Annotated in this window: 13 protein-coding genes; 8 read left to right on the forward strand and 5 right to left on the reverse strand. The window is 71.4% G+C overall.

The window, feature by feature from the left end; genetic code table 11:
- Positions 1-180: 180 nt before the first annotated feature.
- Positions 181-2,154: a glycoside hydrolase family 9 protein gene (locus WME82_RS29055; RefSeq protein WP_438037954.1), complete on the reverse strand. Its 1,974-nt coding sequence runs from the start codon at positions 2,152-2,154 to the stop codon at positions 181-183.
- A gap of 197 nt (positions 2,155-2,351) precedes the next feature.
- A complete protein-coding gene (locus WME82_RS29060) occupies positions 2,352-3,251 on the reverse strand; it encodes a 1,4-dihydroxy-2-naphthoyl-CoA synthase (protein WP_012237941.1) in 900 nt (299 codons plus the stop codon).
- Positions 3,252-3,609: 358 nt separating this feature from the next.
- Between WME82_RS29060 and WME82_RS29065 the strand changes: the two genes are divergently transcribed.
- The 5 genes from WME82_RS29065 to WME82_RS29085 all read left to right on the forward strand — a co-directional run bounded on the left by WME82_RS29065 (position 3,610) and on the right by WME82_RS29085 (position 9,441).
- Positions 3,610-4,788, forward strand: a complete 1,179-nt coding sequence (locus WME82_RS29065) for a PAS domain-containing protein (protein ID WP_438037955.1) — start codon at positions 3,610-3,612, stop codon at positions 4,786-4,788.
- Positions 4,789-4,908: 120 nt separating this feature from the next.
- Positions 4,909-6,003 (forward strand): fibrinogen-like YCDxxxxGGGW domain-containing protein, encoded by a 1,095-nt coding sequence (locus WME82_RS29070; RefSeq protein WP_438037956.1) that lies wholly within the window; start codon positions 4,909-4,911, stop codon positions 6,001-6,003.
- Positions 6,004-6,085: 82 nt separating this feature from the next.
- Entirely contained in the window at positions 6,086-6,607 is a 522-nt protein-coding gene (locus tag WME82_RS29075; protein WP_438037957.1) for a hypothetical protein, read from the forward strand.
- Positions 6,608-6,633: 26 nt separating this feature from the next.
- Positions 6,634-7,272 carry a hypothetical protein gene (locus tag WME82_RS29080; RefSeq protein ID WP_437739768.1) on the forward strand — a complete coding sequence of 213 codons (639 nt, stop codon included), beginning with the start codon at positions 6,634-6,636 and terminating at the stop codon, positions 7,270-7,272.
- Positions 7,273-7,383: 111 nt separating this feature from the next.
- On the forward strand, positions 7,384-9,441 hold the full coding sequence (locus WME82_RS29085) for a protein kinase domain-containing protein (RefSeq protein WP_438037958.1): 2,058 nt from the start codon (positions 7,384-7,386) through the stop codon (positions 9,439-9,441).
- A gap of 52 nt (positions 9,442-9,493) precedes the next feature.
- Here the strand turns inward: WME82_RS29085 and WME82_RS29090 are convergent, their stop codons facing one another.
- Positions 9,494-10,408: a hypothetical protein gene (locus WME82_RS29090; RefSeq protein WP_438037959.1), complete on the reverse strand. Its 915-nt coding sequence runs from the start codon at positions 10,406-10,408 to the stop codon at positions 9,494-9,496.
- A 205-nt stretch (positions 10,409-10,613) separates the two neighbouring features.
- The gene (locus tag WME82_RS29095; protein WP_438037960.1) at positions 10,614-14,489 is read right to left on the reverse strand and encodes a protein kinase domain-containing protein; all 3,876 of its coding nucleotides are present in this window, start codon (positions 14,487-14,489) and stop codon (positions 10,614-10,616) included.
- A 200-nt stretch (positions 14,490-14,689) separates the two neighbouring features.
- Here WME82_RS29095 and WME82_RS29100 point away from each other — a divergent pair, with 200 nt between their 5' ends.
- Positions 14,690-16,240 (forward strand): serine/threonine-protein kinase, encoded by a 1,551-nt coding sequence (locus WME82_RS29100; protein WP_438037961.1) that lies wholly within the window; start codon positions 14,690-14,692, stop codon positions 16,238-16,240.
- Between the two features lie 44 nt (positions 16,241-16,284).
- Here WME82_RS29100 and WME82_RS29105 read toward each other — a convergent pair whose 3' ends face one another.
- On the reverse strand, positions 16,285-17,352 hold the full coding sequence (locus WME82_RS29105; RefSeq protein ID WP_437850303.1) for a class I SAM-dependent methyltransferase: 1,068 nt from the start codon (positions 17,350-17,352) through the stop codon (positions 16,285-16,287).
- 197 nt (positions 17,353-17,549) lie between these two features.
- Between WME82_RS29105 and cysS the strand changes: the two genes are divergently transcribed.
- Both cysS and WME82_RS29115 read left to right on the forward strand, forming a co-directional pair.
- Positions 17,550-19,088: a cysteine--tRNA ligase gene (cysS, locus tag WME82_RS29110; RefSeq protein ID WP_438037962.1), complete on the forward strand. Its 1,539-nt coding sequence runs from the start codon at positions 17,550-17,552 to the stop codon at positions 19,086-19,088.
- Positions 19,089-19,923: 835 nt separating this feature from the next.
- On the forward strand, positions 19,924-22,551 hold the full coding sequence (locus WME82_RS29115) for a LamG-like jellyroll fold domain-containing protein (RefSeq protein WP_438037963.1): 2,628 nt from the start codon (positions 19,924-19,926) through the stop codon (positions 22,549-22,551).
- The last annotated feature ends 43 nt before the right edge of the window (positions 22,552-22,594 follow it).

Consider the following 22,594-nt stretch of genomic DNA (forward strand, 5'->3'; position numbering starts at 1 on the left):
GCGGCGCGGCCGCGCGGCGCTCGGGGCGGCGGGAGAACTCCCCCCGTCCTGCCGGGATGATGGAACCGCCAAGGCGCCAGAAGACGCCAATATTATTGAGATTTTCTTGGCGTCCTTGGCGTCCCTGGCGGCTCAAAAGCCCCCACCCTCAGTCAACGTGCCCCACCACCGCGTTCCGGATCACTGGGCGCTCGCCTTGGCCTTCTCGTCCAGCCAGGCCACGGTCCACGCGAGCGGGCTGTTCCAGTTGATCGTGATCTCGTTCGCCGACCACGCCTCGATGTGGTCGATGTAGCACTTCTGCGGGACGCACTTCGCGCGGTCGGCCGTCGCATCGAGCGCCTCTTTCGCCACCGGATCCTCGAGCCCGGAGTTCGGCCCACCGGAGACCGCGCCCGGAGGAGCGGACGGGAACGACGCGTCCAGCTGGTGCGCCCAGAAGCGATGATGCGGGTTCTCGAGCGGGTTCTCGCCGTAGCCGGAGACATAGGACTTGTCCATCGGGTTGCGCCCGAGGAGGTAATCCGCGCCCGACGCCACGCCGTCGAAGTACTTTTGCGCGCCGGTGAAGTCGTGGGCGAGCGCCAGGACCAGCATGTTGTTGAGCACGAAGGAGTTGGAGCCCCAGGGATACCCTCTCTCGTTCGCCTTGAAGGGCACCCGGTACCCCTCCGCCCCGATGACCTCGAGGTACTTGTCGGCGATGGCGATCAGCTTGGTCCGGGCCGCCTCACGCTCCGCCGCGGCGTGCTGAGCCTCGACCACGGCGAGCGAGATGGCGCCCAGCCCGTCGACCTGTCCCCACGTCATGGCGCTGAACGTGCCGTCCACGCCGGCGAGCTCGTCGCCGTAGGGCGACGCCGCGAGCTCGGTTTGATACGCGGCGTCCTCCGTGGTGAGGAAGAGCTCGGCGGCCGCCCAGTAGAACTCGTCGCTCAGCTCGGCGTCCCCATAGCCGCCGCCGCCCACGACGCCGCTCTCGTCCGGGACGACCTTCGGGTTCGCCTTCGCCGCGGTCCACGCCCGCGTCGCTGCCTCGAGGCACTGGGCCGAGAACGCGGGATCGAGCTCGCGCCAGATGCGCGCGGCCTGGGCCGCGGTGGCGGCCAGGTTGAGCGTCGCCGCCGTGCTGACCGGGCGCAGGAAGCGCGGCTGCGGATCCTCGTGCGGCGGCATCGGCAGGCCGGTCCACTCCAGGTCGTGAATCTTGTGGTGCACCATGCCCGCGCTGGCCTCGCCTTCCGGCACCTGCATCGCGAGCATGAACTCGATCTCCCACCGGGCCTCGTCGAGGAGGTCGGGGATCTGGTTCGCGTTCTCGGGGATCTTCAGCTTGCCGTCGCCGAAGTCGTCCGCCGTGGACCCGAGCGCGACGAAGCGCTCGTACTGGTTCAGCAACGTCCAGGCGGAGATACCGCCGTTGACCACGTACTTGCCGTGATCGCCGGCGTCGTACCACCCGCCGGTGACATCGAGCGTGTACGTGCAGCCGAGATCCGCTCCGCAAGGGGCCTCGTCCGGCAGGTGCCCCGCCGGGCGCGCGTGGTCCGGGCCGACGTACTGCTCCAGGATCTCGATGCCGGAGCGGTTGTGATAGAAGTACGCGAGCGCGTCGTACTTCATCTGAGAGTAGATGGTCGGGCCCACGTCGAACGGGTGGCTCGACACTTCCCCGACACGGAGGGTGTACCCCTCGCCGGGGGTGGTGAAGCCGCTGAAGTCGATGGTGTGCACGTGCTCGCCGGAGCTCGCGTCGTCGCCGACGACCCGGGTCGCTCCGCTGTCGACCACCGTGCCGCCGGCGTCGACGAGCTCCCACGCATGCGGCTTGTCGGCCGCGGCGACGACCGTGGCGACCTTGGCGGCGGCCGGCAGATACCCGACCTGGTTGACGCGGATCAGCTCGGTGCCCGACGGCGGCACCGTCTCGATCGGCGCCTCGCCCCCCGTGCCCCCCGTGCCCCCCGTGCCGCCCGTGCCGCCAGAAGCCCCAGCGCCGCCCGCGCCGCCCGCGCCGCCCGCGCCGCCGGAAGCCCCCGCGCCGCCCGCGCCGCCGGAAGCCCCCGCGCCGCCCGCGCCGTCCGAGGGGCTATCGTCGCCGCAGCCAACAGCGGTGAGGCCGCCCGCGAGCGCCAGAAGAAGAGACCCACCCAAACACAGCCAAGAACGCTCCCGACGAGCCGACTTCGCAGCAGAAAGACAAAGCATGATGCGTATCTCCAGGTGAAGTTGAAGCCGCGCGGCCAGACGGCGCGCACGGAATCTTACAGCGCCGCCACCATCGATGAAGTCGATGTCGGTGTCAAGCGCGAATGCGGGCTCCCGCCGTGGGAGCGGGCGGCGCGTCGTCGTCAGTAGTGCCAGGGATAACGGGTGAAGTCCGGACGACGCTTCTCCAGGAAAGCGTCTCGCCCCTCCTTCGCCTCCTCCGTGCCGTAGGCGAGCCGCGTCGCCTCGCCGGCGAAGAGCTGCTGTCCGACGAGCCCCTCGTCAGGCAGGTTGAAGCCGTACTTCAGCATCCGCATCGCGGTCGGGCTCTTCGAGTTGATGATCGCACCCCACCGCAGCGCCTCCTCCTCGAGCTCCGCGTGAGGGACGACGGCGTTGACCATCCCCATCGCCGCCGCCTGCTCCGCCGTGTAATCGAGCCCGAGGAAGAAGATCTCCCGCGCCTTCTTCTGCCCGACCTGCCGCGCGAGCAGCGCCGAGCCATACCCGCTGTCGAAGCTCGCGACGTCAGGGTCCGTCTGCTTGAACATCGCGTGCTCGCGGCTCGCCAGCGTCATGTCGCAGACCACGTGGAGGCTGTGGCCGCCGCCCGCCGCCCAGCCGGGCACCACCGCGATGACGACCTTGGGCATGAACCGGATGAGCCGCTGCACCTCCAGGATGTGGAGCCGGCCGAGCCGCGCCGGGTCGGCCTGCCCCGCGCTCTCACCCTCGTATTTGTACCCGTCCTTCCCGCGGATGCGCTGATCGCCGCCGGAGCAGAACGCCCAGCCGCCGTCCTTCGGCGAGGGCCCGTTGCCGGTGATCAGCACACAACCCACGTCCGAGGTCGTGCGCGCGTGCTCGAGCGCGGTGTACAGCTCATCGACGGTGCGGGGACGAAACGCGTTGCGGACCTCGGGTCGGTTGAACGCGATGCGGACGGTGCCCTGGTCCACGGCGCGGTGATAGGTGAGATCCTCGAACGAGAACCCATCGACCTCACGCCAGCGCGCCGGGTTGAAAATCGCAGAGACGGTCATGGTCCACTCCTTTGGGGCGCGGACCGTACTCGCCTCATCGTGAGCTGGCAACCTCGGCGACATGACAGTGGCGGCCTCTGGGCGCGCGCGTGTTCGCCAGACCCGGGCGTCCCTTCTGGCGCAGCCGGCCCAGCACGCCCGCTAACGAGGCTCCCGATACCCTTGACACATATGCCGTTCTCGTAGACAAGCAGTCTTCGACGCGCGGTGAGGTCGACGTCGCGCCGCCTGGGGATTGCGCGTGCGCGCTCTGTCCAGGCGGCGCGCGAGGCGCTCGCCGGCGTTCGGACAGGAGAATCGCTGATGGCGGGCGGCCTCGACGACGGGCGCGCATCTGCCTGCCCGCGCGGGAGACGACATGGGCTTGAGCTACGAACGACTTTTTCAGGTCTCGTCAGGACTCCTGGCCACCGCCGACGCGCGTGGCTACTTCCATGATCTGAGCGCTGCCTGGGAGCAGACCCTCGGCTGGTCCCTCGACGAGCTCAGGGCCAGGCCCTACATCGAGCTCGTCCACCCCGACGACCGCGAGGCCACGCTCACCGAGGCCACCGCCCTCTTCCAGGGTCGCGCGAACGGCCGGTTCGACAACCGGTATGTGTGCAAGGACGGCTCGTACCGGTGGCTCGGCTGGACCGCCCGAGTGGACATGGCCGAAGCGCCCTCCGAACGCCTCATGGTCGCCACGGCGCTCGACCTGACGAGCGACCGGGAGCGGACCGCGCAGCTCACGCAGGCGGCGGAGCTGACCACGGTCTACGAGAAGCTGTTCCGGGTGTCCGTGGGCCTGCTCGTGACCCTGGACGCAGAGGGGTACTTCCGCCACGCCAACCCGGCCTGGGAGCGCACCCTCGGCTGGTCCCCCTCGGAGATGATCGCGAAGCCGTTCATCGAGTTCGTCCACCCCGACGACCGCGAGGCCACGCTCGCCGAGGCCGCCGCGCTCTTCCAGGGCCACACGACCATCAAGTTCGACAACCGGTACGCGTGCAAGGACGGCTCCTACAGGTGGCTCGCGTGGACCGCTCACCTGGACGCGGCCGAGGAGCCGTCGCGCCGCCTCGTCTATGGCACCGCCCACGACGTCACGCCGTACAGGGAGCTGCTCGACAGGCTCGAGCGGACGCTCGCGCGGCTCCGCGACACGATGCAGGCGATGTCGACGCCGCTCATCCCGATCACCGATCGCATCATGGTCATGCCCCTCGTGGGCCAGATGGACTCGGAGCGGATCGATCAGGTGATGTCGGCCGCGCTCGCTGGAGTCCAGTCCACCCAGGCTCAGGCGGTCATCCTCGACGTGACAGGGCTCAAGGAAATCGACACGCGGGTCGCCGCCGGGCTCGTCGACACCGCGAAGGCGCTGCAGCTGCTCGGCGCACGGACGATCCTGACCGGCATCCGGCCAGCGGTGGCGCAGACGCTCGTCGGGCTCTCGCTCGACCTGGCAGGCCTCCTGACCAAGAGCACGCTCCAGAGCGCCATCGCCTTTGCGCTGCAAAGCGACCAGGGCGCGCCTCGGGCCCTCGCCCAATAAAAGCGTCGGAAACGTGCCGGCGCGCAGCGGCGGAGCAGCCGACCGCGCGGGGCGGATGCGCGCGCCGGGGGGCCTGGTGTATAAGGCCGCGTGGCGTGTGTTCGTGTCCCCGGAGGTCGCATGTCGCTCGGCCAAGGTTCGGTCGCAGGAGCCTGCTGCGCGGCCATCGCGTTGCTCACCGCCGTGTCGGCCTGCTCGACCAGGGTGCGGAGGTTCGGAGACGACGGCGCCGGAGGCGGCGGGAGCGCCTCGACGTCGAGCGCCGGCGGCGGCTCGGCCGGGAGCGCCGGCGAGGGCGGCTCTGCGTCGAGCGCCGGCGGCGGCTCTGCGTCGAGCGGCGGGAGCGGGTGCGAGCCCGGTCGCCAGGAGGCCTGTTACGGTGGGTCGCCGGACACGTTGAACCGCGGAGCCTGCCGCGCCGGCGTGAAGATCTGCGACGAGGAAGGGAACGGGTTCGGCCCGTGCGCCGGAGAGGTGCGGCCTGCCGCCGAGCGCTGCGACACCGCCGAGGACGAGGACTGCGACGGCGCGGTCAACGCGGGGTGCGCCTACGCCCGGTGCGCCGACGTCCCCCGCGGCGCGCCGAGCGGCGTGTACTCCCTCGATCTGGACGGGGCCGGGGGAGATCCGGAGTTCCCCGTGGTGTGCGATCTGGAGACGGACGGAGGAGGGTGGGCGCTCGTCTACAACAGCGTCGGTTCGGCGGAGGGAACGACGCTGTCGTTCTGGGACATCCCGTACGCCGAGCGGCTCGGGACCAAGGGCGAGCCGGCGCTCGAGCGGAACTTCTACAGGGGCTCCCTCTACCTCGTCGGCCGGGAGTACCGCGACGAGATCGCGGATATCAAGGGCACCGTCGCGGAGGTCATGCGCGCGACCGCCGAGGGCATCGACACGACGACCATGAAGCTCCTCCGCCCCCTGCACGTCTCCGGGGACGCCGACGTCTTCTTCTCCCATTTCCTCTCGGGGTGGTCGTCGCACGACCACGACGGTGATCCCGACCCGGGGAACTGCGCGATCGCGTCTCAGAACGTCACGCAGCACTACGCGCAGTGCTGGCACTACAACCTCGGCGCGGACGCGGACGAGCCCCACGACGACGGCGGCTGGGGCCCCCACCTGAGCACGTACGTCGCGAACCGGGTCGGGCTCGCGAACGACAATACGCGCTCTACCAGGGTGCGGCGAATCTCGCGCTGGACACGGTGGTGAGCCGGGCGTCAGGCGTACCTCCGCGCGTAGCTCCGCGGATTTCGTGACAATTTTCGGGAGGGTCGGGTATGCTCGCCCGGCCATGCGCTTCTATGCACTGACTTTTTTGACGCTCTTCGCGAGCCTCTGCCTGGCGAGCTGCTGGAACAGCGGCGGCTGCGTGGAGGGCGACGCGTGCGAGTGCTCCCAGGGTGACGAGTGTTACCTGGGCTGCGACGGTGACGATTGCGACCAGCGCTGCTTCCAGATGAATCGCTGCGGCGCCGTCTGCGAGCACGGGTGCTCGTTCGAGTGCTTCGATGTCGACGAGTGCTCGGCCTCCTGCGGGGACGACTGCGACCTCAACTGCCATAACACGGCGGCGTGCGGGGCCATCTGCGATCGCGACTGCCGGTACGAGTGCCATGACACGAGCCGGTGCGGCGTCAGCGTCGGCTCGGGCAGCGTCGTGACCTGCCGGAACGTGTCGACCTGCGAGGTCGAGTGCCGGGGCTCATGCGAGGTGTTCTGCGACAACGTGGGCGGCGAGTGCCGCGTCACCTGCCCCGGCGGCGAGGCTGCGGTCATGTGCCCGAACGGCTCGCGCTCGTGCGGCGGATGCTGAGGAGACCGAGACCGATGCAGAGAGCGATGACATCGCAGCTTCGCGCGCCGCGCCTTTTGGCCGCCGCGCTCTCGTTCGCGGCGCTGACGATCGGGTGGACCGAGGTCGGCGAGGCGCAGATGACGATCAAGCGCCCCGGCGATCGCCCCGACTACAAGGTCGAGCTGGAGCCGCACCTCCTCCTCACGCCGTTCGAGCCGCTCGGCGGCCCCGGCGCCGGGAACGGCCTCGGCGCCGGGCTCCGCGCCACCATCGACATCGCGCCCGACGGCTTCATCAAGCGCATCAACGACTCGGTCGGGATCGGCTTCGGCCTTGACGGCATCCACTACGGAGGGGACGCGGACTACCGCGGCGAGTGCACCCGCTTCGAGAACGGGCCCGCGGGCACGCGTATCTGCACCGAGGTCGACCGGTACGGGGCGCCCTCGGACTACGTGTTCGGCTCGGTCGTGATGCAGTGGAACTTCTGGCTTCACCGGAAGTGGTCGGTCTTCGGCGAGCCGGGGCTGTCGCTGTATCTCGGCGACGTGGGCCGCGACGGGGTCTTCGGGGTCGCACCGGCCCTGTTCGTCGGCGGGCGCTTCCACTTCACGGAGAAGGTGACGCTCACGATGCGGCTCGGATACCCCGCGTTCTCGCTGGGCGTCTCGTTCCTCCTGTGAATTTCGCGCGCTCGCGGACGCCCGCGTCGCGCGCCCCCGCGCCCCTCCCGCGCGTAGAGCGCCTCCTCTCCGCTTCCCCGCGACGCCGGCCGACCTGATATCCTGCGCCGCATGCCGGAGACGCCGCGATCCGAAGAGACGCTCGGCTCGGCCTTGGTCGAGGACCTCACGGTCCCGAGGCTCGGCGCGCCGGCCGCGCAGCCCATGGAGGAGCTCTCGAGCTCGGCGCTCACCGAGGACATCGAGGCGATCGAGGCGGCGGCGGCCGGGAGCGCGGGCGGCGACCCGCTGATCGGGAGCCTGATCTCGGGGCGCTACCGCGTCCACGAGCTCATCGGGGAGGGCGGGATGGGCGCCGTCTACCGCGGCGAGCAGGTGCACCTCCGCAAGCAGGTCGCGATCAAGCTGCTCCGGCCCCTGGCCCGGCGGATGCCGGAGCTCGTGGTGCGGTTCGAGCGCGAGGCCGTCGCGGGAGCGCACATCCGGCACCCGAACGTCGTCGCCGCCATCGATTTCGGTCAGCTGGACGACGCGTCGTTCTTCCTCGTCCTCGAGTACGTCGAGGGCACGCCGCTCAAGGAGGCGATCGCGGGGGGACGGCTCGCGCCCGCGCGGGCGCTCCGCATCGCGCGTCAGATCGCGTCGGCGCTCGCGGCGGCGCACGAGAAGGGCATCGTCCACCGCGACGTGAAGCCCCAGAACGTCCTGCTCGACGCGCACGATCAGGTCAGGCTCATCGATTTCGGGCTCGCGAAGGTGAACGTCGATCTCCTGTCCAGCCAGAGCCGCAAGACGGCGACGCCGAGCCCCGCCCTGACCAGCGCCGGCGAGGTCTTCGGCACGCTCGCGTACCTCGCGCCGGAGGCGCTGCGCGGGATGGACGCGGTGGACGCGCGCGCGGACCTGTACGCGCTCGGGCTCGTGCTCTACGAGATGCTCACCGGACAGCACCCCTTCGACACGAAGAACGTGGTCGAGCGGCTCAAGCAGCAGGGGCCGGGAGGGCCGCCGGCCCTCCGCGTGCGCGCTCCGGATCTGGAGGTGCCGTACGAGGTCCAGCAGGCCGTGATGCGGCTCATGGAACACGATCCGGCGTTCCGCTTCCAGACGGCGGCCGACGCCATCGCGGCGCTCGATGAGGGGCTCGCGGCGATCACGCGCGCCGCAGCGCCGGCAGGGGGCGGGATCGCCGCGGCCGGGCAGGCCCCGTCGGGCGGGAACAGCGCGGCGAGCGGGGCCGCCGTGGCGGGAGCAACCAACGCGGCGGGAGCAACCAACGCGGCGGGCCGGGCCACGGCGGGCGGAGCCAACGCGGCGGGCGGGGCCGCCGCGCAGGCTGCGAAGGCGGCGCCCAGGGAGCAGGCGCCGTCTGCCTGGCCGGGGCCCCGGGCGACCTTGCTCGCGCGCGCGCACCGCGGGCCCACGGCCTCGGCGCGCTGGGTGCCCCTCGCGGCGGCGCTCTCGGCCCTGGCGGCGCTCGCGATCGGCGTCGCGCTCTGGCTCGTCGTCCGGCGACCCGCGGCGACCACGGAGGCGTCGGCCGTCGCCTCCGTCGAGCCCCCGCCGGCGCCGCCAGCGCCGCCCCCCGCGTCGGCGAGCGCGGCGCCCGAGGACGACGCCCGCGGCGCCCCGAGCCCGCGCGCGCAGCTCAGCCGGGCGGTGGCGACCAGGAACTGGGTGCTCGGGGCGCGGTCGCTGCTGGCCCTCGCCGAGGCCGATCCGGAGCTCGCCCTGAGCAGGGGCCTGCGCGAAGAGGTGCTCTCCACCGTGGCGGGCATCGGGTTCGAGGACGACAACCCGGCGGCGGACGAGGTCTTCGACCTGCTCACGAACCGGCTCGGCAGCGGCGGGCTGGACGTGCTGCTCGACCTCGTGCGCGCGCGCGGAGGCACCAAGGCGGCCCGGCGCGCCAGCGAGATCCTGGCCCGGCCCGACGTGATGGCGCGCGCGACCCCCGCGCTCCGCGTCCTCTTCGCGTTCCGCAGGGCCAGCTGCGGCGGCAAGCGGGCGCTCTTCGGCCGCGCCGCGGCCGAGGGGGACGAGCGCATGCTCTTCGAGCTCCAGGTGCTGCACGGCGCGCGGTGCAGGCGGAACGATCCGTGCTGCTTCCGCGACGACAAGGCGATCGCCGACGCGATTCAGCAGCTGAAGACGCGCCTCGGGACGTGACCGGCGCGCGCGGCGCGCCTCCTTTCAGCCGGGCCCCCGACGGAGGCGCCGCTCAGAGCAGGCCGCAGCCAGGGTAGAGCGGCAGGAGATCGCTGTCGCGCACGTAGCTCCGGATCGTCTCCGAGTAGCTCGGCCCGAGCAGCGGACCCAGGAGAGGCCCGAGCAGCGGAAGCGTGTGGCACGTCTGATCGCCGTCGGCGTCCGTCAGGCAGGTCAGATCGCAGAGACCGAGGAAGGCGATACCGCACGTCGGCACGTGGCCACAGAGCCGCTCCCACGCGAGGAGGCCGAGATCGAGCGGGCAGCTCAGCGAGAGCGACGAGAGCTCCCCGGTGAGATCGGGATCGATGCAGGCATATCCGGCGATGGCCGAAGGAAGGAACGCGTTGCCGTACATCGTGGCGTCGTGGACGACGAACTCCGCGAAGGGCTCCGCGTCCGAGGGGCACTCGAGGGCCGGGTGGCTGCCATCCAGCAAGATATCCACATGCTCGCCGGTGCCGTTCAGGTGTTGGAAGATGCACGCAGAGACCCAGCGCTGCTCCGAGGTGGTGAGATCACGCCGCGTCCACTCCGGCGCGAACCCGAGGGAGCCGTAGAACCTGCGGCCGTCCGGCGCGTAGACGACCTGTTCAGAGGACAGCGCGCAGCGCACGGTATAGTCGAGCACGCTCCTCCCGCCGGAGGTGCCGAGCAGCGGCGTCGGAACCACGACGTTCTCGGCGCCGACGAGCGCAGCCCGGCCGAGCGCCTGGAACGCAGTGCGGTTCGCCGGCGCCCAGAAGTCGCTGGGGAGCAGGCCGTTACATCCGATGGGCACGGCATTGCGCCGTATTGGCAGCTCCGCCGTCTCGACGGGCTCGGTGTCCGACGGAGCGTCGGGGTCGGTGTCCGACGGGACGGCGCATCCCGCCGTGAACAAACCGGCGCCAAGCAGACCAACCGCAATGAAACGGATCGATGACATTCAGCTCTCCTCCGAGAAAGGCGCGCTGCCACGCACGAGGCCAGGCTCCGACACCGACCAGCAATCGCGCTCTTACTTAAATTAGCAGTCTTTCATTTTCCAGGAAGACATGCAATACCGAAAACTAGCACACGGAGGTTTGTTGCCCCTATACGGACTCGCCGGAATATCGAACGGAACGCGCCCCTATCGAGTCAGGATCGAGTCACTGCGACACGGCTGGACGAACGTCCGGCGTCCGCGATGTCTCCTCCAGGGTGCGCTCCAGCTCGACGAAGCGGGACAGCCATAGGGGGCTGTCCCCGCGGTGCTCCCGCGCGCTTGCGAGCGCCTCCTCCGCCTCACGCAGATGTCCACGACGGAGCGCCATGCGAGCACGCCAGTACAGGAACATCAGCGTCTGCTCGGCGATCGGCTGGCCTTTCGCCAGCTGGATCGCTTCGCCCCAGGAGAGAGAGGGCTGCGGGGCCGGCCGGAGCCCGACCTCGGAGAGCACGAGCTCGAGCAAGGTGAACTCCGCGAGATCGCCCGGCTCGAGGGCGCAGGATCGCTGGATCCACGAGACGAGCTGGCTGGCCTGCTCGTACTCGTCGAGCGCGAGGTGGATCTGCGCGAGCAGCATCGCCGTCTGAGGCATCGGGCGCTCGGAGGCCTGCTCTTCCAGCCACCGGGCGCGCCGCAGGAGCGCGAGCGCCTCTCGCTGCCTGTCGCTCCAGTGCAGCAGCACGGCGACGTTGTACGAGGCCAGCTTCTCCAGCCACGGATTGCCGATCTCGCGCGCGAGATCGACGGCGCGGCGCAGGTCGCCGATCGCGCCCGGCAGCGACCACCGCCAGGCCCACAGCCCGATGCGGTTGACGTACGCCCCGCAGAGGTGAAATCGATCGCCGGCCGCCGTGACCAGGGCGATCAGGTCCTCGGAGGCGCGCTCGGCGTCCTCGCGGCGACCTGCGCTCGCGAGCTGGAACGCCAGCATGTTCAGGGCAGGGACGCGCGCGTCGTAGTCTCCCAGCGCGGCGGCGCGATCGACGCACGCGGTGAGCTCCGTGATCGCCTCCTCGATCTTCCCCCGACGCCAGGAGGTGCGACCATCGGCGACCCGGAGGCGCAGCGAGAGCTCGGGCGAGCCCTGCGCGTCGACGAGCGGCCGCGCCTCCTCCACGCGCCGCGCCGACGCCTCGAACTCGAAGGCCCAGTCGAGCGCGGTCGCGTCCTCGAGCAGGAGGCTCGCCCTCGCCTGCGCGTCGCCGAGCGCCTCGGCCAGCGCCAGCGCGTCGCCGAAATCGCTGCGCGCCTCCTGGACGCGGCACATCCGGTACCGGCTCCTGCCGCGGCCCGCGAGCGCGCGCACGCGCCGGCGCGCGTCGCCCTGCTCGGCGATCTGGAGCGCGGCGTCGTAGCGCTGGTCCGCCTCGACGGCGTCGTGCCGCGCTGACGCGAGATCGCCGAGCGCGAGGTAGGCGTCGGCCGCCTCGGCGCGCTCGCCGCACACGGCCGCGTGGCGCGCGAGCGCGCGGAGGCCGTCGGTCGAGCCGGCCGCCACCTGCGCCCGCCAGTACGCGAGGGCGCTCCGGTGGATCGCGGCGCGGTGCGCCGGGTCGAGCATCTCGTAGACCGCCTCCTGGAGGACCGCGTTCTGGAACGCGTGCCAGTCGTCCTCGCCGCCGCCGCGGCCCTCGCCGTCTCGCAGCAGGATCCGCCGCTCGACCAGGGCCGCGAGCCCGTAGCCCGCGTCGACCATCGCTCCTGCGCCGCCCGCGCGCTCCAGGCCGTCCAGCACCGCCTCGAGCTCGGCGCGATCGAACGACATGCCGAGCGCCGAGCAGACCCGGGCGCACGTCGCGAGCTCCGGCGGTAGATCGTCGAGCTTCTGCGCCGCGAGCCATTGCCACGCCGGCGCGGGCGGCAGCGCCTCGACCTCCGCGGTCGCCACGTAGGAGCCGCCGCCGGCGCGCCGGCGCACGGCGCCCGCGCGCTTGAGGGAGCGGACGATCTGCCGCAGGCAGTCCGGGTTGCCCCCCGCCCAGTCGGCCAGCCGGCGGAGGATCTCCGCCGGCGGGTACTCGGCCGGCAAGAGCAGGCGCGAGGCGAGATCCATCGCCGCCTCCTCCGCGAGGGGCGCGAGCGTCAGGCGGGTGTGGCGCTGGTTGCGCTGGCCCCAGCTGGGGCGGGCCTGCTCGAAGCGAGGGCGCGCGGTCACGACCACCCAGAGGGGGGTGCCCTCGCCGTCGAGCGTGGCGTACTCGAGCGCGTCGAGCAGCACGTCGTCCGCCTGGTCGGCGTCGTCGAGGATCACGGCGAGCGGGCCGCGGCGCGCCCCGCGGCGGAGCGCCTCGGCGAGCGCCAGCATCAGGCCGTTGCGGGCCTCCCCGGACAGGCGCCCCCCGCGGGGCCCGGTCCAGCCGAGCGCCGCGGCGACGGCCTCCCACGTCGCGCCGCCGAGCGTCTCGCCGAGCCGATCCACGCAGAACTGCCGCGGGTCTCCGGGGCTCTCCCTCGGCGCGTCGAGCGCGACGCAGAGGAGCGCGCGCACGGCCTGCGCGGCGCCGCCGTGGATGGGGTGGAGCGCGCGCGCGGCCACCACGCGCACGTCCGGGACCGGCACGCCGGCGATGCTGGCCGCCTCGGCCGCGAGGCGCGTCTTGCCCAGGCCGGCGTCGCCGATGAGCGTGAACAGGCCGGGGCACGTCCCGTCGAAGGCGTCGGTCGCGCTGGCCGCGAGCGCCGAGAGCACGTCATCGCGGCCGAGCAGCGCCGGCTCGCGCAGGCTCTCCGGGTCGCCTTGCGGCGTGGGGGCGACCTCGTCGTCGGGCAGCGCGCGCTCGAACTCCTCGGTCATCGCGAGGCCGCCCCAGGGCTCGGCCGGCAACCACGTCTCGGGGCGCTCGATCGGCGCGCCGTAGGCGGCGTGCAGCCCGCCGGTGACCCTGCGCAGGCGCACGCTGGCGAGGTGCAGCGCCACGCGCACGCCGCCGCTCAGCGCGAGATCGCGCGCCGCGGCCAGCGCTGCGCGGGCCGGATCGTCGACGTCCCTCGCGGAGAACACGGCGAGGCAGCGCTGCCCCCGCTGCCGCGCGACGAACCCCCGGCGGCCGCCGATCGCCGCGATCACCGGCCCCACGCCGCCCTCCGCGAAGAGCAACGCGACCGGCTGCCGCCCCTCGGCGACGGCCGCCGCGGCGCCGTCGTCCTGCCGCTGCGATCGCGGCGCGGAGGGAGGCGGGATCGAGTCGGCGCGAGGCCGCGCGCGCAGGGCGTGCAGGGTGCGCCGGAGCGCGGCGGCGCTGTCCGGGCGGCGGCTCGGGTCCTTGGCGAGGCAGGCGAGCGTCAGCGCCTCCAGCCCCTCGGGGACGTCCACGAAATCGCTCGGGCGCGGCGGGCGCAGCGCCAGGTGGCCATGCTCGACGGCGGTCTCGCCGCCGACGAACGGCGGGCGCAGGGTGAGCAGCTCGAACAGGATGACGCCGAACGCATAGATGTCCGCGCGCGCGTCGATCCGCGAGGCGTCGCCCCGGAGCTGCTCCGGAGCCATGTACTCCGGCGTCCCCACGACGTCGCCGGCGCGCGTCACGCCGGCGGACGCGGCCGGCGGCTCGCCGTCGGACGCGAGCTTCCCCAGGCCAAAATCGAGCAGCACCGCGCGGCCGCTCGAGCCGAGGAGGAAGAGGTTCTCCGGCTTGAGATCGCGGTGGATGACGCCGCACGCGTGCGCCGCCTCGATCACGGCGAGGATCGCGTCCGCGCGCCCAGCGGCGCGGTCCGGATCGAGCGGCGCGCGCAGCGCCGCGAGCTCTTCGGCGAGGGTCTGGCCGAAGAGCCGCTCCATCGCGAGGTACGGCCGCCCCCCGGGGAGCTCGCCGCAAGCGACCAGCTGCGGGACGTGCGGCACGCCGACGCGCTCGAGCAGCGCGGCCTCCCGCCGGAACCGCTCTCGCAGGTTCCACGCCGCGTGCCTCCCCACCTTGATGGCGACCGGTGATCCATCGCAGTCCTGCTGCGCGGCCCAGACGTCGGAGAAGCCGCCATGACCGAGCGGCCCGAGCAGCGAGAAGCCCTCGATCGCGGGCGCCGCGCCCTCCACGGCGTCGTGCTCGCCGGGCGGCGGCGTAAAACCATCTCTGACGCACCGAGCGTCAGCGGCGAGCCGCCCGTGACATACGGGGCAACGGTGCATGAGTGGGCTCGATCTGCGGGCAGCCGAGGGTCGCGCTGGACGACGGCGAAGCGTACTGTAATGCGCGAACTCAGCGGTTGTCATGTAGAAGTCAGCGGGTGTCACCCATGAAGAACCCCTGCCAAGACGATGAGCCGTCTCCCGTCGCGGCGCCGGCCGGCGCCCCCGCGGGCGAGCGGCCGATCGGCGCGTCGCAGACATGGAAACAACGCACGCCCGACACCCACGATCGCGAGGGCGCAGGTCCCGGCGCCCCGCGCGCCGCGGCGCTGCGGGCAGGCGAGTACCTCCTCGACGGCGTCATCGCCGAGGGTGGGTTCGGCGTCGTCCACCGCGCGGTGCACGCGACGAGCAGGGCGCCGGCGGCGGTCAAGATCATGCACGCCGACCTGATCTCGCGCGCCGATGTGGTGCTCCGCTTCCAGCGCGAGGTGGACGCGATCGGGCGGATCCGGCACCCGAGCGTCGTGGAGATCCTCGATGTCGGGCAGCTCGACGACGGGCGGCCCTACTATGTGATGGAGCTCCTTCAGGGCAAGAGCCTCGAGCAGCACCTGTTCGCGCGCGGCCGGCTCCCGGCGGACGAGGCGCTCGCGATCCTCGATCCGCTCTGCAGCGCGCTCGCCGCGGTCCACGCGCTCGGGATCATCCACCGCGACGTGAAGCCCTCGAACGTGATCCTGTGCGAGCACGGCGGGGAGCCCAGGGTGGTGCTGCTCGACTTCGGCATCGCGAAGCTGCTCGGTACGACGGATCTCTCCCTCACGTCGTCACGGCACGTCGTGGGGACCCCGGCGTTCATGTCGCCCGAGCAGCTCCTCAACCGGCCTGTCGACATGCGGACCGACGTCTACGCGCTCGGCGCGCTGCTCTACACGATGATCGCGGGATCCATGCCGTTCCTGGCGACCACGTACCCGGTGCTGCGCCACCTTCACCTGCACCAGGCGCCGCCCCGCCCGAGCCTGCACGCGCCGGTCGACCCGGCGTTCGACGATATCGTCGTGCGGGCCATGAGCAAGGATCCCGCCGGCCGCCACCCGGACGTCACCGCGTTCCTGGGCGACGTGCGGGCCGCGACGGCGCGGATCGCGCGGACCGGCGCGGTGGAGGCGGGGCGCATCCGGCGCCTCGCCATCGGGCTGCTCGTCGAGGTCCTCGCCGAGAGCCGCGCGCTCGAGGCCCCCACCGACGCCTTCCTGGCTGAATTCGAGGCCGTGGTCCCGGACGCCGTGGCCGCGCTCGCGCCCTCGGGGTTCTCGCCGCTCGCGATCACGAGCACCAGCGCGCTGCTCGCGGCGCCCTTTCGGCGCGGCGAGCGCGGCACCGAAGAGGCGCGCCACCGCGCGATCGCGGCCGCCGTCGCGCTGCACACGGGGCTCGCCGGGCCGGGCCAGCGCGATCCCAGGATCAGCGTCCGCTTCTGCCTCCACGCCGGCGACGTGGTGCTCACCGAGGACGGCGCCCTGGTGGGCGGGAACCTCCTCGAGCTCTCCTCGTGCCTCTCGGAGGCGGCGGAGCCGGGCGTGTACGCGTCGCCGGCGATGCTCGATGGCGTCGCCTTCTTGTCCCACCGGGTCTCGGGGGCCGCCGGCGCCACGATCCCGATGCGCCGCGTGTTCGTGCGGCCGCCGGGCCGCGCCGCAACCCCCGCGTAGCGCCCGGGCGCTCGCGGGGCCGCGAGCGCCGGGCGCAGGATGGGTCAGCGGGCGGGCTTGACGAACTTGAGGGTCATGCGGTCGCTCTCGCCGATCGCGGCGTAGCGCGCGCGGTCCTTGTCGCCGAGCCGGAAGTTCGGCGGCAAGGTCCAGACCCCTTCCGGGTAGTCTTTCGTGTCCTTCGGATTCGCGTTGACCTCGGACTTGCCGCCGAGCTTGAAGCCCGCCGACTCGACCTTCTGGATCACCCACGCTTCCGGGAGGTATCCCTGCTTCGCGCTCTCATCGGGGTTGGCGTCGGGCTTCGCCCGGTGCGCCACGACGCCGAAGACGCCGCCCGGCTTGAGCGCCTTGAACGCCTCGGCGACATAGACGTCGAACTTGCCGTTCCGGTGCCAGTTGTGCGCCTCGCGAATGGCGATGACGAGGTCGGCCTTGCCCTCGATCCCGAGCTTCGGGCTGTCGCGATCGATCACGACGACATCGACCTTGCCGAACAGCTCGGGCGACTTCTCGATCATGCGCTTCACACGCTTGCCATAGAGCGTGTTGCGCGAGTCCGCGGGGCCGTTCGGATCGAACGCCGTGATGATGAGCTTGCCCTTCTTCGCGAGCACCGGCGCGAGCAGCTCGGTGTACCAGCCCTCGCCGGCCCCGAGCTCGATGACCGTGCTCGTCTGCTTGAGGCCGAAGAACTCCAGGTTCTCGACCGGGTGCCGGGCGGCGTCGCGCTCGGCGTTGCCCGGGGCCCGGTGCTTCCCCTTGAGCGCCGCCCGCAGCGCGGCGCCCGCGCTCGGGTAGTTGGCCGCGATGAGCGCCTTGACCTCGGCCTTGAGCGCGTCGTCGAACCGCGCCGCCTCCTTGTCGGCCTTGGCCTCCATGGCCTTCGTGTCCTCGGCGAGCTTGGCGAGCTCCGCCTGCTTCTTCTCGGCTTCCGGGTCCGCCTTGGGCGTCGCCGCCTCGGGCTGCGCGGCCGGCGCGGCGGCCGGCGGCGCCTGCGCGGGGGCCGGCGGCGGGGGCGGCGGGGCGCTCTCGACGGGCGGCGGGCTCCCCGCGCAGGCGGAGAGCGCGCCAGCGAGGACGAACAGCAAGGTCCTTGAAGTGATGTGCATGCGCGGTTGCGTAGACCGGAGGGAGGACGGCCGCAAGATGTGGGGAGACGAGGGGAGACGAGGCGAAACGATGCGAGACGATGCGAGACACCGCGAAACCACAGGGAAAACCGGCGAGGTTCCGCGTTGACCGGGCGGCGGGGCCAGGGTAGCGTACGCGGTCCCGGGGGGTGCTCGCACACTCACGCAGGTGGCCGATGCCGCTCAAGGTTCATAACACGCTCACGAGGAAGAAGGAGGCTTTCGTCTCCGCCCGGCCGAAGGTCGTGCGCATCTACACGTGCGGTCTCACGGTCTACGCTCCGATGCACATCGGCCATGCGCGCACCTACTGCTTCTGGGACGTCTTCCGCCGCTACCTCGAGTACCGCGGCTATCACGTGCTGAGCATCATCAACTACACGGACATCGACGATCGCATCATGCAGCGCGCGAGCGAGCGCGAGGGCGCCGTCGACGTCGCCGAGCGGAACATCGCGGCGTTCCGGCGCGACTGCCGCAAGCTCCACATCAAGGACTACGCCGTCTACACGCGCGCCACCGACTTCGTCGACGAGCAGGTCGACATGGCGAAGCGCCTGATCGAGAAGGGCCACGCCTACACGGTCAACGGCGAGGTCTTCTACGAGGTCGGCACGTGGGCGTCCTACGGTGAGCTCTCGGGGCGCAAGGTCGACGAGCAGGAGGTCGGGGCGAGCGGCCGCGTCGAGGAGGACTTCGCTCGGAAGAGGCACCCGGCGGACTTCAGCCTCTGGAAGCCGACCGGCGCGGGCCAGCCGAGCTGGCGCACCGGCGAGGAGGGGTGGCCGACCGGACGCCCCGGCTGGCACATCGAGTGCTCGGCGATGAGCACGGCGCTCCTGGGCGACCATTTCGACGTCCACGGGGGCGGCATCGACAACATGTTCCCCCATCACGAGAACGAGATCGCGCAGAGCGAGCCGCTCTGCGGGCGGCCCTGGGTGCGCTACTGGCTGCACCCGGAGCACCTCGATCTCAAGGACATGAAGATGTCGAAGAGCCTCGGGAACGTCATCTCCGTCGAGGAGCTCCTGTCGAGGCACGGGCACGACGAGGCGCGGTGGTTCTTCGTGACGCAGCATTACCGTTGCAAGCTCCCGTTCGGCTGGGAGCTGCTCCAGCAATCCGCTCAGGGCTATGCGCGCATCAAGAAGCTCGCGACGGTCCTCGCCGAAAAGCTGAGCGGCGCGACGGAGGCCCCCCTCGCCCCGGGCGCGTACGCATCGCAGCGACCCGAGGAAGAGCGGTTCCCGAGGATGCGCCACCAGTACGTTCACGGCCAGTTCGGGGAGCTCACCGAGCGGTTCATCGCGCGCTTCATCGAGGCGATGGACGACGATCTGAACACGCCGAACGCTGTGGCTGCATTTTTCGATTACGTGAGCGCGCTCTATTCGGCGGGGATCGAGCGGTGTGAGGACCGCCCCTCGCTGCTCGCGGTCTACCGGGCCATCGTGCGTCACCTCGCGGTGTTCGGGGTGGAGATCGCCGAGCCGGCGCTGTATCCGGAGCTCGTTCCGGACTACGCGCTCGCCCCTGCCGAGGGCGCCGCTGGGCGCGGGGGTGACGCCGCGATCGACCGGCTGATCGCGATGCGCCAGGAGGCTCGGAAGGCGAAGGACTTCGCCAAGGCGGACGCCATCCGCAACCTGCTGACCGAGGCAGGTGTCGTGCTCGAAGACACCCCCCAGGGCCCCCGCTGGTCCTTCTCCTGAGGAGCTCTCCCGCACAGGAGACGGGCCCAGATCGGCGTTTTCGACGCGGAGGCGTACTCAGGCACGCCGAGCACCGAAAACGTCAAAATGGGCCCGTATCCGAAGCGGGAGAGCTCCGCTAACGGATGTATCAGAGCTCGGAGAGAGAGCGGAGAGGATCGCGCGGCGGAAACTTGCCGGGAGCGGCGCTGCGGAGGGCGCGGGCTGGAGACGGCTGCGGCCCGGGATTCGGTCACGGAAGCTGCGGCGGCGCCAAAGGGCGGCGCGCGCCAGCCGCCACAACACGGGATGTCCGCGGCCCGCCTCCTTATAGGTCACGGTCCTCCTATTAGGCCGCGGCCACCTCCTTATAGAGAGATGTCGGCATAGCGCGACGGCGGCGCGATGCGTGGAGGATGCGGCGCGGCATATAGAAGCGGCGCAATGGATGGCCGCGAGACGGCGGAGCTGCGGTCGGGACGAAGTGCGACGGGCGTGCGGCGACGAAAAGGAACCTTGTTGTCCCCCTTTGCCGCGCGCCACGGCGCACCATTTGGACGCGTCGAAAGCGTGCTTGTTTGATCTCGAGCACCCGCCTGGGGTCGCAAAATGGGTGTGCCAGATGTGCCAGTGTCGGAGTCCGCCGACATGCCCGGGCACGCTGGGTTCGCCGCGACAAGGCGAAAATCACGATCTGGGACCGGGCATATCAATTGCCAATCGGGTGCTCCGCACCAGCGCCCAAACCCGAACAGCCCGGTCGGGTCAGACAGACGCCTGTTCGCGTCGCCGGCCGCAGCTCGAGCTGCGGCCGGACGGCGCTCGTGCAGTCAACTCTTACCCAACGAGAACGCAGATGCGGAACCTCTCCTTCGGCTTCGCCCATCCTCTCTCAATCAAAACCAGCTCGGCCGCGGTCCTCGCCCTGCTCGCCTCGGGCGCCGCGTGCGGAAGCTATGACGTCGATGAAGGTTCACTCAACGACGCAGAACTAGCCCTCGAAGCGGCGGCCAGCGGGTCGAGCGCCGTCAGCGGCGCCGTCTCCGGCGTCGGCACCAGCGTCGGCGTCGGCACCGGCGTCGGCGCGACCGGGACCGGTGGCTTCGGCAGCAGCTCGGTCGCCACCTCCACCACCGGCGTCGGCGGCGGCGGCACCGGCGGCTTCGGCACCAGCGTGGTCGCCAGCTCCACCGGCGTCGGCGTCGGCGGCTCCACCAGCAGCACGGTCACCACCACCGGCGTCGGCGGCGGCGTAGGCGTCGGCGGCGGCGACCCCGGCGATCCGCCCCCGGTGGGGCCGCCGGCCGTCGGCTTCTGGCAGCTCGACGACTGCAACGCCGCGACAACGGCGCTGTTCGACTCGTCGGGCAACGGCAACACGGCCACCCGCTCGGCCAACGCGGCGTGCGCTCAAGGTGTCAGCGGTCTCGGCGTCGCCTTCAACCAGGACAACGACAAGATCCTTGTCGACGACGATGCCAGCTTCACGTTCGGACAGAACCTCGCCGTCGCCGCGTGGGTCAAGCCGACCGCGGTGTCAGGGTCGACGCCGCGGACCATCGTGCAGGAGAAGGGCGGCGGAGAGACGAGCTTCTCGCTCGACATCCGGAACAGCCAGGCGCGGTTCACCGTGACCTTGACCAACGGGCGGACGGTCACCTCCCGCGCCCCCATCCAGGCCGACGTGTGGACCCACGTCGCGGGGATCTACGACGGCACCTTCGTGCGGCTCTTCCTGAACGGCGAGCAGGTCGGCCAGATCAGCGCGGCGGGCACGCTCCACGACATCGACGCGCCCATCCGTATCGGCAACAACGTGCAGAAGGAGCGCTTCACCGGCCTGCTCGATGAGGTCTGGCTCTCCGCCTCACCGACGACCGCCTTCGAGATCGCCCAGCTCTCCTGCCTCAGGCGCCCCACGACGGCCGTCGTCACGCCGGAGAGCAGCGGCCTGGTCGCCCCGAACACACCGGTGGCGTACCAGATCGCCGTCACCAACAACGATGTCGGCGCGTGCCCCGGCCGCGACTACTTCCTCGACATCTCCAGCCCCTCGGCGGGCATCGACGTCTCCGCCGATCCCTCCTTCTTCCCCGGCGTCCTGCCCGGGAGCACGGAGACGTTCCCCATCACCGTCACCGGCACCGAGGACGCGGATCCCGGCGCCCACCTGATCCCCTTCTCCGTGATCGACTTCAACTCGCCCGAGTTCATCGTCGCCTCCGGGGCCCTCGACTTCGAGCTGGCCGAGCCGACGGGGTGCTTCGTCCGCACGAGCCGAGAGATCTTCGTGAAGGACCTCAGCGTGGTCGAGGATCCCCTCCGCACGACGTTCAATGGGCCGCCGGGCGACCCCCGCACGGGCGCATGGACCTTCGCGCGCCTGATGGAGGACATGGCGCCCACGCCCGCCGACGCGCCGGCCATGGTCGAGGAGCTCTTCAGCACCTGGCTGACCGATCAGGTCGTGAACGGCTTCACCGTGCCGGCGCGCACGGCGATTCAACAGGTCGTGCTCGACGAGTGGCCGAGGAGCCCTGACGGGTCGCTCGACCTGCAGCAGGCGCCGCTCTTGCTGCTCGGCATCGTCAACAGGATCGACGTGCGCAACCTCGCCGAAGGCAACGCCGGCGAAGGGAGGTTCGTGTTCGGCGTCGTCAGCCAGGGCTTCCCGCAGCAGTTCACCGTGATCCTGGAGTACAAGCTCCCCGCGTCGACCGAGGCCGACGTGCTCGACTGGGCGAACGACTGGCACGCCCTCGGCAGCCTGCCCTTCCCGTCCGAAGCGTACAACGCGGCGCTCCAGGACATCACCACGCGGTTCGCAGGCCGGAACGCCGCGCCCGGCAAGCCGAACGGGAGCTCGCTCGGGCAGCTCCGCACGAACGAGATCGCGCTCGCGGGGCCGTGGGAGCTGCGCGAGTTCGTCCTCTCGCCCGACACGGGCTTCCTGCGGCCGGAGACCGTCAAGCTGACGCCGGATCTCGGGTTCGACGGATCGCCCACGCTCGCTGATTTCGTGAACCAGAACGAGGCCTCGATCATCGCGGAGCAGCACACGGTGCCCGACACGTTCCAGGGGAACCCGTTCCTCGGCGGCTCGTCGTTCAACAACCTCACGGCCTGGACCGCTCCTGGCATCCTCAACAACGAGGCGCGGCACAAGTTCTCGCTCAACACCTGCAATGGGTGCCACGGCGCGCAGGAGACCGGGACGGGGTTCCTGCACGTGAACCCGAGGTCGCTCGGGAATGAGGCGTCGCTGTCGGGTTTCATGACGGGGATCACGGTCAGTGACCCGGTGAGCGGTGAGCCGCGCACCTTGAACGATCTGAGGCGCCGGAATCAGGATCTGTCGGCGCTGGTCTGCGAGCCTGCCCCGACCTTCGCGGCGCTCAGGGCCGCGCCGACAGGCGGCGCGGCGGCCGGCGCGGCCGCGAGCCGCTCGGCGTTCATCCGCCGCGGCATCGGGCGCGTCCACTGATCCGGTAGCGCCCCGGCGCGAGGGGCGGCGGGCGCGGCCGGCG

It is taken from the genome of Sorangium sp. So ce128 (genome assembly GCF_051525245.1).
Taxonomy (GTDB): domain Bacteria; phylum Myxococcota_A; class Polyangia; order Polyangiales; family Polyangiaceae; genus Sorangium; species Sorangium cellulosum_B.